At 50.8% G+C, this 12,336-nt stretch carries 7 protein-coding genes; 4 read left to right on the top strand and 3 right to left on the bottom strand.

Going from position 1 to position 12,336, the window contains the following annotated elements; genetic code table 11:
• Complete coding sequence (locus SH449x_RS04165; RefSeq protein ID WP_482380060.1) at positions 1-726, top strand: hypothetical protein; 726 nt, start codon at positions 1-3, stop codon at positions 724-726.
• 290 nt (positions 727-1,016) lie between these two features.
• On the opposite strand, the gene SH449x_RS04170 is transcribed toward SH449x_RS04165, so the two are convergent.
• Positions 1,017-1,217 (bottom strand): hypothetical protein, encoded by a 201-nt coding sequence (locus tag SH449x_RS04170; RefSeq protein ID WP_482380061.1) that lies wholly within the window; start codon positions 1,215-1,217, stop codon positions 1,017-1,019.
• 120 nt (positions 1,218-1,337) lie between these two features.
• Between SH449x_RS04170 and SH449x_RS04175 the strand changes: the two genes are divergently transcribed.
• The 3 genes from SH449x_RS04175 (at position 1,338) to SH449x_RS04185 (ending at position 9,480) form a co-directional block, all read left to right on the top strand.
• A complete protein-coding gene (locus SH449x_RS04175) occupies positions 1,338-4,595 on the top strand; it encodes a DUF1553 domain-containing protein (protein ID WP_482380062.1) in 3,258 nt (1,085 codons plus the stop codon).
• 4 nt (positions 4,596-4,599) lie between these two features.
• A complete protein-coding gene (locus tag SH449x_RS04180; RefSeq protein WP_482380063.1) occupies positions 4,600-6,030 on the top strand; it encodes a DUF1501 domain-containing protein in 1,431 nt (476 codons plus the stop codon).
• A 96-nt stretch (positions 6,031-6,126) separates the two neighbouring features.
• Positions 6,127-9,480 (top strand): DUF6797 domain-containing protein, encoded by a 3,354-nt coding sequence (locus SH449x_RS04185; RefSeq protein WP_482380064.1) that lies wholly within the window; start codon positions 6,127-6,129, stop codon positions 9,478-9,480.
• Between the two features lie 22 nt (positions 9,481-9,502).
• Here the strand turns inward: SH449x_RS04185 and SH449x_RS04190 are convergent, their stop codons facing one another.
• Both SH449x_RS04190 and SH449x_RS04195 read right to left on the bottom strand, forming a co-directional pair.
• Positions 9,503-10,384, bottom strand: a complete 882-nt coding sequence (locus tag SH449x_RS04190) for an ABC transporter ATP-binding protein (RefSeq protein ID WP_482380065.1) — start codon at positions 10,382-10,384, stop codon at positions 9,503-9,505.
• Positions 10,385-10,442: 58 nt separating this feature from the next.
• On the bottom strand, positions 10,443-12,317 hold the full coding sequence (locus SH449x_RS04195) for a serine/threonine-protein kinase (RefSeq protein ID WP_482380066.1): 1,875 nt from the start codon (positions 12,315-12,317) through the stop codon (positions 10,443-10,445).
• Between the last annotated feature and the right edge of the window lie 19 nt (positions 12,318-12,336).

Consider the following 12,336-nt stretch of genomic DNA (forward strand, 5'->3'; position numbering starts at 1 on the left):
ATGAATTCTCTGAATGCGCAACCACCGGGATTGGCGAACCGGGTGGAATGGGCCATTCAAAACGGAAAATCAGCTGAGCTCTTGGAGGAGTTGGACAAACGGATTTCGGCTGAGCCAGACAATGCGGATCTTTACATCTTGCGCGGCTCTCTATTCTTTCGAACCCACCGAGTCAAGGAATCACTTGTCGATTTCGATGTAGCGGTAGAAAAGTCACCCGAAGTTTTGCCCTATCTTTGGCAACGAGGAATTTCGCAGTATTACGCTGGTGAATACAGGAAGGGGCTAGAGCAGTTCGAGGTACACCGCACGGTCAATCCAAACGACGTGGAAAACGCGTTTTGGCATTTCCTGTGCGCTGCGAAGTTGCATGGAATCGAAAAGGCTTCCCAAAGTGTCCTACTGGCGGGTCAGGATAATCGAGAACCTCTTATGCAGGTTCAACTCCTCATCCAGGGGAAGCTCGAGGAAGAAGCACTCTTAAAGGTAACTCAGGCAGGAGGGAGGTCGACAAAATTCTACGGATACCTCTATCTAGGCTTGTATGCGGACGTTGCGAAAAAACCGGCAAAAGCCATAGATTACCTGGAAAAGTGCTTGGAAATCGACTATCCGGGTTACATGCATGACGTGGCTAAGGTTCATTTGGCGATGCTCAAGGAACAGAACCCGGTTGGAGAGGGGGACGAAAAAAGTACTCAGGAAAATGGTAGCTTAAAAAAATAATTCCGAAAAAAGTCTCTCAGGGTATTCCCAAAGTTCCGCGAAGTGCTATTCTTTAGATGTCGTCGCTGAGCGGATTTCGGGCGTGACTGCTCGCGGCGATTCAACCTTGCCCCATTGTGCTTTGACTGGATTTCGGGCGTGACCAGTCTCGGTGCATTGGGGCTTTTTCGTTTTTCCACGTCAAGCGATTGCCGTTCTCTACGCTGGCAACCGTTCTCTACGCTGGCAACCGTTCTCTACGCTGGCAACCGTTCTCTACGCTGGTAACCGGTCTCTACGCTGGTAACCGGTCACTGTGTTGACCTCGGCCCGACAAAGCCGTGACCGCTGACTAGACGGCCTACCCACCTTGATAGCTTGCTAATCATCGTTCCAACCATACCAATTCGGTATGGCGTCCACAGCTTGGCCCGTAACAAGTCGCCCGCGATCATTCCAAGCTTCTTGGGAGAGGGAAAATGATGGCGGCTGTACTGTTTTGCCGCTACCATAAAGATTCTCTCCGGTTGATTTTCGTGACGCGGATTTTTATTAGGCGATGCTTCGCTCGCCTAATCCATTTTTTCCCGTCATCCCCCACCTTTGATCCCTCCCTATCCAAAAAGAACCGCATGAATTTGTTACCGGTCCAGCCATCTTGTTTTGACCAGATTGTATTTCTCCGTTTCGCCGCATTAGTCATTTTGCTGATTGGGCCATGCAAGACTACCCTTCTGGCTGACGAGACTGCTGAACTCGAATTCTTTGAGAACCGCATTCGCCCAGTTCTGATAGAGCACTGTTACGAATGCCATTCTGCAGAATCTAAAGTGCTGAAAGCCGGGCTTCTGGTCGATTCGGCGGAAGGTCTCCGTGTTGGCGGAGATTCCGGTTCGGCCTTGCTACCTGGAGATAGTTCGGGAAGTTTGCTAATGCAGGCTCTTCGTTATGAGAGCACTGAGATGCCCCCGCAAGGTAAGTTGCCCGATCAAGTCATCGCCGACTTCGCTCGGTGGATTGATTCGGGGGCGATTGATCCGAGAACTAACTCATCATCCTTTCAGAAACCTAAAATCGACATTGAAGAGTTCCGCAACTTCTGGTCATTTGTTCCTCCTGCAAAGCCTGAGGAACCTGAGATCAAGCGAACCGACTGGCCTGCCCATGTGATTGATTACTTTGTATTGGCCAAAATGGAGGAAAAGTCGCTGGAACCGGTAAAGCCCGCCAGCAAGCGTGCATTGATACGACGGGCTACGTTTGATTTGATCGGACTCCCACCAACCCCCGAGGAAGTAGCGGCCTTTATCAATGACTCGAGTCCCAACGCATTTGAAACTGTTGTAGAACGATTGCTGCAATCGACCGCTTACGGGGAACGCTGGGGGCGATATTGGTTAGATGTCGCGAGATACGCAGAGGACCAAGCTCACACGTTTAGCGTTACCCCCAACACGAATGGATTTCGATACAGAGATTGGGTTATTTCTGCGTTCAATTCCGATATGCCTTACGATCTATTCCTCAAGCGACAGATTGCTGCCGACTTGATGGACGAACCCGAAGAAGATCGTCTGCAACACCTTCCTGCATTAGGCTATTTTGGATTAGGTGCTCAGTACTATAAAAACACGGATGCTGCCAAAGCGGCGGCAGACGAGCTGGACGATCGCATTGATACACTAACACGTGGATTCCTGGGGCTGACGGTTTCCTGTGCACGGTGCCACGATCACAAATTCGATCCCATTCCCCAGCAAGACTATTACTCACTGGCTGGAATTTTTCAGAGTTCCCGTTTGCACAATGCTCCACTCGTTCCTAAGCCCGAAGTCGAAGCTTACCAGCGAAGCCAAAAGCAAATCAAAGACTTAGAGGAAGCCATCTCCCAAACGATTGCAACCCAAGGGCCGAGAGTCCGTGAGGCCCGCGTCGAGCAAATTGCGTCTTACATGATGACTGCTTGGAAACAGTCTCGTGCAAGAGCATTGAAACTGAAACTTCCTTCTGAAAAAATGGCAGAGGATTCCGGCTTGGATGCCAAGACTCTCAAGCGTTGGAGCGAGTTTCTTCGTAAAGAAGAATCGAAAAAGATCTCTGTGTTAGCGAAGTGGTACGAAGCTATTCAAACCGACTCCGAGCAACAGACCTCTTCATCTCCAGCGGATACGCTGGAAATCCCCGACACGATTCGCGACGCTGCCCAACAAGTTCAGCGCATCGCGGCTCTACTCCTTCGTCAACGAGATGGCCAACTGTCCGAAGCAGAAGCAAACGAACTAGCCAAGTCGGTTGATACCGGCAACGCCATCTATCGTAGCCGTCTGGTCACCAAGAGCGAGCCCGTCGTAACAATCGATGTGGATATCACCGATTCAAAGGAATTATTTTTGGTTGTAACCGATGGGGGCAATGGCAACAGTTGCGACCACGCCGATTGGGCAGAACCTGTTTTGCTAACAAAGGATGGCAATGAACTAAGTCTGACGGACCTCAAGTGGCGGGAAACGAAGACCACTTATGGAACTGTCAATGTCGATCGCAATGTCAACGGACAAGGGATTCGCATTGGCGGAAAGCAGTACCGATTCGGATTGGGGACACACGCCACCTCGATGATTGCCTACGAGCTTCCCGAAGGTGTTACGAGATTCCGAGCAATCGGAGGTTTGGATAACAGCGGCTCCGATCAAGGAGGCTGCGGTGCCAACGCAAGCGTGCAGTTTCACGTTTATACGCAATCACCTCGCGATGTTCAGATCAATCAGGCGGATGTGCTGGATTTGTTGTTCGGAGAAAAAGGGGTATTCGCTGTTGAGTCTGACGAACTTGAGAAGCACTTGCCCCCTGAACAAGCTGAAGCGTTAGCAGAACAACGCGACTCCTTAAAGCAGCTCAAAGAATCCGCTCCCGCTATGTATCCAATCGCTCACGTTATTGCTGAGGCAGAACCGGCGAACATGAAGGTTTTCATTCGCGGCAATCCTGCAAACCAAGGGGATGTTGCGCCGCGCCGCTTTCTTAGGATTCTTTGCAATGAAGAGCCAGCCCATTTTCAAAAAGGAAGCGGTCGGCTCGAACTGGCGGATTCGATCGCTTCAGCAGACAACCCGCTTACGGCGCGAGTGATGGTCAATAGAATTTGGCAACATCACTTTGGTCGAGGACTCGTAGGGACTCCCGACAATTTCGGTGTATTGGGAGAGAAGCCAACCCATCCAGAGTTGTTAGACTACTTAACCCATCTCTTTCTGGAAAGTGGATGGTCGATCAAATCGATGCATCGTGAAATCATGCTATCGTCGACGTATCAGTTGAGCACGGATAGGAATGATTCTAATTCCAATATTGATGCAGACAATCAGTTTTTGTGGCGGATGAATCGCAGAAGATTGCAGATCGAGGCATGGCGTGACGCCCTTTTGGCTGTTTCCGGTCGGCTTGATCCACAACTCGGGGGGCCCTCAACCAATTTAGCTGATGCCGGCAACAATCGCCGAACGATTTATGCATTTATCAGTAGGCATGAGCTGAACAATATGCTGCGTCTATTTGACTTTCCCGATGCCAATATCACAGCATCGACTCGTACAGAAACGACCGTACCGCAGCAGCAATTATTTGTACTCAACAGTCCGTTCATGATCGAGCAGGCAAGAGCCTTTGCAAAACGACTGTTGGATGAAGTCGGCGAGGATATAGAAGCACGCATTCATTATGCATTTGAATTGGCTTACGGTCGTTCTGCGACGCAACGAGAAGTTTTGTTGGCAAAACAATTTTTGTCGGGAGAAGACCAGGAAGAAGAGCGGAGTCTGAATTCGCTCAACCGCTGGGAGCGTTACGCTCAAGTGATTCTGGGTAGCAACGAATTTATGTATTTGGATTAATACGATGAAGAACCATAAGTGGGACCAAAGGAATTGGATGCGAGGTATGACCCGTCGCGAGATGCTGCATCGCTTTGGCACTGGAATGGGAGCCCTCGGACTTGCGGGGGTGTTCGCTGCGGACGAGGCTAGATCCGGTGCGTATGCGGGAGAGATTTCCGCAAATCCATTAGCTGCAAAGCCACCAATGTTTGCTCCCAGAGCTAAGCGAATCATACACTTGTTCATGAATGGTGGCCCTAGCCAAGTCGACACGTTCGATCCGAAGCCAGCTCTTACCAAATACGATGGCCAGAAGCCGCCAGGAGCTGATTTGAAGACGGAACGTAGAACAGGCGGATTGATGAAATCGCCGTTCAAGTTCGGCAAGCACGGAGAATCGGGACTGGAGATGAGCGAGCTCTTCCCTCATTTGAGCCGCTGTGCCGATGATCTTTGCGTCATTCGCTCCATGCACACCAACATCCCCAATCATGAACCGTCCTTGTTAATGATGACCAGCGGCGAGACTCAGCCAACGAGGCCTTCGATGGGGTCTTGGTTACTCTACGGTTTGGGCACTGAGAACGAGAATCTACCTGGCTTTGTAGTGCTTTGTCCAGGCAAGCCGGTCGTCGGTCCCGCTCTTTGGGGGAATCGATTTCTGCCGGGAATCTACCAAGGTGCGCAGATTAACAATGCCAAAATGGATCCTCGAACAATCATCCGAGATATCAATAACTCGGCTCTTACCTCGAAAGCCCAACGAGAGCAACTCGATTTGCTCAAGGCGATGAATGAAATGCATTTGGAAGAGAGGGGTGGAAGCGACAATCCTCTTGAATCCCGCATTCAGTCTATGGAGATGGCGTTTCGAATGCAGACTGAGGCGCAGGATGTTTTCGACTTGAGTCACGAGACTCAAGCCACACGTGATGCATACGGTAAAGGTGAATTCGCGGATGGTTGTTTAGCGGCACGTAGACTAATTGAGCGTGGCGTCCGAATGGTGCAACTGTTCTATGGAGATGGGCAACCGTGGGATGATCATGATGATATCTCCAGTCATGCGAGCAAAGCAAAGGCTGTGGACCAACCTATAGCAGCGTTGATCGAAGATTTGAAGCAACGTGGATTACTTGACGACACTCTGATTTTATGGGGCGGAGAATTTGGAAGAACTCCTGTCTCAGAGGGCTCAAAAGGCCGCGATCATAACAATCACGGATTTTCCGTTTGGTTAGCGGGAGGTGGAGTGCGTGGCGGAATGGTGTACGGAGCAACAGATGACTTTGGATTCGCTGCGGTGGAAAACAAAGTTCATGTTCACGATCTCCACGCAACGATCTTGCACCTGATGGGGATAGACCACGAGAAACTAACTTATCGCTATTCGGGTCGCGACTTCCGACTCACCGACGTACATGGACGTGTCGTTCACAATATCTTTGCGTAAAAAGCCCAGTAGTCTGGTCGCCAACCCAAGTACCCCTGATAAGGTTATCGCCTTCTGCTCTGGCATGAGCATACAGAATACAAACAGGAACACAAAGTGAAGCACTATTTTGCGGCTGCCATCCTCTCAATGATCAGCTGGAGTCTGGTCATCGCTTCAGCTTATGCCCAGACGTTGGACAGTGAACTTCAACCTGTTCCAGTTGGTGAGCTCGCCAACTCTGCGCGGCAGTTGGGTGATGCGACTCGCGGGGCTATCATCTTCCATCAACCTAGTATGGCGTGTTCCAAATGCCATGTGGTCGGCGGTGATGAGAAATTGGCTCTCGGTCCCGATCTGTCTGCGCTTGGAAACGACGTAAGCGATGAGGCATTGGTCGAGTCTGTGCTTCAGCCCTCCAAGACGATTCGCAAAGGATACGAATCGCTGGTTGTGCTGATGACGGATGGCAGTGTGATCTCTGGGATTCCAGTTGAGCAGAATACAGAAACAATCGTGATTCGCGATTCGTCGCGAATTGGTCAAACGGTTGCGATTTCTGTAGCCGATATCGAAGAGGTAAAACAAAGCGAGCTATCTATCATGCCGGCTGGTCAGATGAATCAACTCACCAGTCGCCAACAATTCTATGACTTGATCCGCTACTTGATCGAGATACGAGATGGCGGCCCACAACGTGCGTTACAGCTACAGCCTTCACCTTCACTACTCGTATACCAACTGCCTGAATACGAAAACCATCTAGATCACGCGAAGCTTATTAATGGTTGGGATGCAGGATCGCATCAACGGGGCGAAGCAATCTATCAACGTGTTTGTGCAAATTGTCACGGCACACTTGATCAACTTGGCTCGCTCCCCACATCGTTGCGATTTGCCGAGGGCAAGTTCAAGAACGGTAGTGATCCGTACTCCATGTATCGCACTTTAACTCACGGTTTCGGACAAATGACGCCCCAAACATGGATGGTGCCAATCCAGAAATACGATGTGATTCACTACATTCGCGAAACGTATCTGAGAACACACAATCCATCCCAATTCACTGAGGTAGATGCGAACTATCTCGCCACTCTGCCAAAAGGCGATACTTTGGGGCCAGAGCCACGTACCATCGAGGCTTGGTCGGCCATGGATTATGGGCCAAGTCTAACGCATACCTACGAGATCCCCGGTCCCCAACACAACTTTGCCTACAAAGGGGTTGCGGTACGACTAGATCCCGGGGCAGGTGGGATTGCGCGGGGTGGCCATTGGATGGTTTTCGATACGGATACGCTGCGTGTTGCCGCAGGCTGGCATTCGGGAGATAACAAAAACCGGAGCAACTTTATCGATTGGCGAGCGATTCAATTCGATGGTGCACATGGTGTTCATCCGCGAATCGTGGGCGAAGTAGCATTTGCTAACGCTACAGGTCCGGGATGGGGAAGACCAGCCGATGGTAGCTTTGTCGATGATCAACGCGTCCTCGGTCGAGATGGACGACCGTACGGTCCTCTTCCAAACTCATGGGGCAAGTTCAAAGGCCTTTATCATCACGACCAAGATGTCGTCCTGTTGTATTCGGTCGGAGATACCGACGTGTTGGAAATGCCGCGATTGCTGAGTCGCGAAAACGCCTCTCCCATGCTGGCTAGAACGTTTAATATCGGACCGCGAAGCCGCGATCTTGTGCTACAAGTCGCGGAGCATGCAAGCTCTGATGTCCAGCTACAGCCACTAAGCGGTAATATTGGCTCGGGGGTAATTGTTGCGGAACAAACCGGTGGAGAGAGAACAGGATTCGTGCGACGAGGCACAACGTCCCAACGTTCCAATCATGGCCCGTTGGTTGCTGGATTTTCTCCAGAACACATTAAAGCCGAATGGATTCTAGAAGGCAGTAATCTAAGGTTGAGAATCCCAGCAGGTGAAGAGCCGGTAAGGTTCACCATCTGGATTCCTGCAACGTGGGATAAAGAGGCCAGTATCGATGGAACTGCGTTTACGGCCCCCACCGTCTTGAATTCCGACATGGATCTTCAATCGTTGACTAAAGGTGGACCGGCTCGTTGGCCACAACGCCTAACGACCAGCATGCGAAAGGGCGGCGATAACGCTCCCTTTTCCATTGATGTTTTGGAGGCTCCTGAAACGAATCCATGGCTTGCATTGACCCGATTTACCGGTTTGGATTTCTTCTCGGACGGGCGGCTAGCGGTATGCTCTTGGGACGGCGACGTTTGGATTGTGACGCCACGCAGTGAAGGAGAGCAGACTTTGCTGGATTGGCAGCGAGTAGCGTCAGGTATGTTTCAGCCCTTGGGATTAAAGATCTTGGAAGACAAGATCTACCTGACTTGTCGCGACCAACTAACAGTTTTGCATGACTTGAATGGCGATGGAGAGATTGACTTCTATGAGTGTCTGAACAACGACCATCAGGTTACCGAGCATTTCCATGAGTTTGCAATGGGTTTGCAGACGGATGTCGACGGTAATTTCTACTATGCCAAGTCGGGTTGTCATGGCAAGGCCGCAGTCGTGCCACATCATGGTACTTTATTGAAAGTCGCCGCGGATGGATCGAGAACTGAGGTTTTGGCAAATGGTTTTCGGGCGGCCAATGGTGTATGTCTGAACCCAGACGGTTCATTTGTAGTCACGGATCAAGAGGGATTTTGGAACCCAAAGAATCGTATTAACTGGGTAACACTCAACGAGGGCGGAAAACCGAATTTTTATGGCAACATGTTAGGTTATCACGACATCGAAGACTCGTCGGATACGGCGATGGAACAGCCATTGTGTTGGATTACGAACGACTTTGATCGCTCGCCGGCAGAGTTGCTGTGGGTTGATAGTGCTCAGTGGGGACAATTGAAGGGCTCATTACTGAATTTGTCTTACGGTTACGGCAAAGTCTACTTGGTTCCGCATGAAGAGGTTAACGGGCAAATGCAGGGAGGCATGATTGAGCTGCCGCTGCCCACCTTTCCGACCGGTGTGATGCGTGGACGTTTCCATCCCGCCGACGGACAGCTTTATTTGTGCGGGATGTTCGCGTGGGCTGGTAGTGCGACTCACCCGGGCGGCTTGTATCGTATCCGCTACAATGAACAACCCACAGGTCTGCCCATGGAGCTTCACGCATACGAGTGGGGAATGGAGCTTAAGTTTGCAGACGAAATCGAAGCGGAATCGGTTAGCGATCTAAAGAACTATGCCGTGCAAGCTTGGGATTTGAAACGGACCGCCAATTACGGTTCGGATCATTACCGCCAACGAACGTGGCCGGTCACTTCTGCGGAGCTACTCTCGGATCACAAGACCCTGCGGCTCAAAATCCCCGAAATAACACCGACTTGGGGAATGGAAATCCAGTACCGCCTAAGGGGTCGTTTAGGACATGAATTCAACGGTAAGATTCACAACACCATTCACCATTTGAGAGGATCCGCAGAGTAGCCGCTACAACGCAGATTAGCCACTACAACGCAACGCTATCGGTGTGGATGCGGTCGTACAATGTTCTCAGACCGACTGACTCTACCACCACATTATCCAAAGGGATGGATTGCAACAGTTGAAGATGTTTCGAAAAATCCCCGTCCAGTTCAAACTCAACGAGATTCCCTCTTCTTACCACATTGCGAGCAGCCTCGTGATCGGTAAGATCAAAGGATGCAGTCTTCAGGACTCCGCGCACCCTATGAACTGCCTTCATCGATTTGATGTCGATGGTTTCGACGGCTTCGCCTCGTCGGAGTATGGCAGCTCGATCGCATATCTCTTCAATCTCGCTTAAGACGTGTGAACAAAAAATAACCGTCGCCCCGGAGGCCTGTGCTTCTTTTACCAATACCAGGATCTCGGCACGGACATTGGGATCGAGGTTCGCGGTGGGTTCATCGAGAATAATCACGCTGGTCGTGCAACTCATAACGCAACTGATTGCTAATTTCTGCCTCATACCGGTCGACATAAATGCAACACGCCGAGACCAATCCAGCTGGAGTCGTTGGGCGATCTTCTTGGCACGTTCGAAATCCCCATGTGGGTGAATGCTTGAAAAAAACTCGATGCAATCGACACCTCGCATCGTCCGGAACAGTTTGGTCTCGGCAGGTAAATAGCTGGTTCTTTCGCGGACTTTTAGTGACTCACGGATACAATCAAAACCATCGATCACAGCTTTCCCGGATGTGGGTTTAATGTATCCCAACAAGCTTCGTATGAGGGTTGTTTTCCCAGCTCCGTTGGGACCGAGCAAACCGAAAACAGATCCTTTAGGGACCTCCAGTGAGCATTCATTCAGCGCGAGAAAATCTCCGTAACGTTTGGTAAGCTTGTTAACAGATACAATCGTCATGCTTTAGAGAATAAAGGTGCTGATAGCGAAAAAACGGGCGGCCACAATTGCCGGAATGTCACTCTGACGTAGTTTCCTCTGATGTCAACTCCTTCTTGGCTCGCTCGATCAACTGTTTCGCCCAAGCCTTGTCCTGGAAGAGTTCGATCAAGGCCGCGAACCATTTTCGCCGCCGATCCGGGGACAGATTGGCACTGACCCACTCTGCTTGCTTTTCGAGTGCTTCCAAGGCCTCGTTCTTCTTGGTGTCACGTTGTTGGGCGAGGATGGATAGGGAACGCTTCGCTTGTACGATTAGCTGTTTGGATAATTTGTCGTTCTCAGCTTCTCCTGCGAACATAGTTAAGAATGCTTGGTATTTGCGAATCGCTGTTCCTGCATCAATAGATTGAGACTCAACACACTCCAAGTACGCTTGTTGGATAGGCGACAGTTGATCGGCAGTTCCCCGACGCGCTCTGCGTTGCAAGGCCCGAATGGCTTGAATGGACTCGATTTCTTCGAGAGTGGCTTCGACATCGGCAATTCGTGGATCCGTTGGGTACAATTCGCGAAACCGTTGTGCCGCCAACTCTGCGGATAGCCACACTTCCTCGTCGTTACTTGCAATCGCCTCAGCAACCTCGCCGTAAAGGGTGTTCGCTGATGGGGCACGCAACATCCACGCAATGGCTCCGATGCAACCTAGTAACGCGATGCCCAGTATGGCAATGGGAATCCATTGAGCCCATCCGTGATGTTCGTGAGGCTCACTGCTTGTAAAGACAACCTGTCGACGATCTTCTTCCTCGAACTCCTTGAAGTTGGTTTTCCCCATGTGCTCGATTCCGCTTGGACGATCGGGATTCAAATCCTGCATAGAATCTCGACCTTGGCCGGTTTCAGCCGCAACTGTTTTTTCGTTTGGTCCAGCGCGGGAGGGGAGATCCGGTCGAGTAGCAGTACCTTTTTCCACTGCTTTGGGATCTTTCAAGTGGGTTCGATCGGAAACGACGACCGTTTGCTCTTGCTTTACGCGAGGATCATTCAAAATCTCGGGGTCGATGTCGATACTGGTAAGCTCTTTGAGTCGGCTTGCATCGGGGCCTTCGGTGATTTGTGTTCGCTGTGCGAGTCCCATTTTCAGCGATTGAAAGCGATTACCCACCACTAGGCCGGTCGGGGGGCGTCGAGACGGATCCTTGGTCAGCAACTCTTCTACAAGCTCACATAACTCACTAGGCGTATCGGGTACGATATCCCGAATAGGTATCACGTTTCCGTATCTCACGTTGAAAAGAACTTCCGGCACCGTCTTGCCTTGAAAAGGAGCTCGCCCTGTAAGAGCTGCGTAGCAAACGCTCCCCAATGCATATAGATCGCTTCGAATCGAAACTGGCTTTCCTTCTGCTTGTTCGGGAGCCATAAAATCGGCGGTTCCGAGGATGGAGCCTTCGACTGTTGCGTCCGCAGCGCCGAAAAGCTTGGCGATACCAAAATCGGTCAGCTTCACGCGGCCGTTGCTATCGATCATGAGGTTCGCTGGTTTCAAATCCCGATGGATGATTCCAAAGTCATGTGCATGCTTGAGTGCGGAACTAGTCTCTATGCCAATCTCGATGACGCGTCGCCAATCGAGCCGCTTTTCTCGTCGCAATTGCTGTTGCAGATTCTCTCCGTCGACGTACTCCATCGAATAGAAGAGCATTCCCTTTTCTTCGCCAGACCCGATTAGCTGAACAATATTTGGATGTTTGAGTTTGAGCAAGGTCTGGATTTCCGCGTCAAACCGTCTCCGGAACCGTTGATGCTGAGCCAAGGCTGGGGCGATAATCTTTACGGCAACGGGATCTCCCGACCTAGTATGGACGCCGTGATAGACCGTTCCCATCCCCCCCTGTCCGAGAACTCGAACGATTTTGTAGGGGCCTATGTATTCAAACTCAGTCTTCACAGCGTTAACCTTTAGTCTT

The organism is Brakhagea baltica (genome assembly GCF_052161605.1).
Classification (GTDB): Bacteria; Planctomycetota; Planctomycetia; order Pirellulales; family Pirellulaceae; genus JBKCUI01.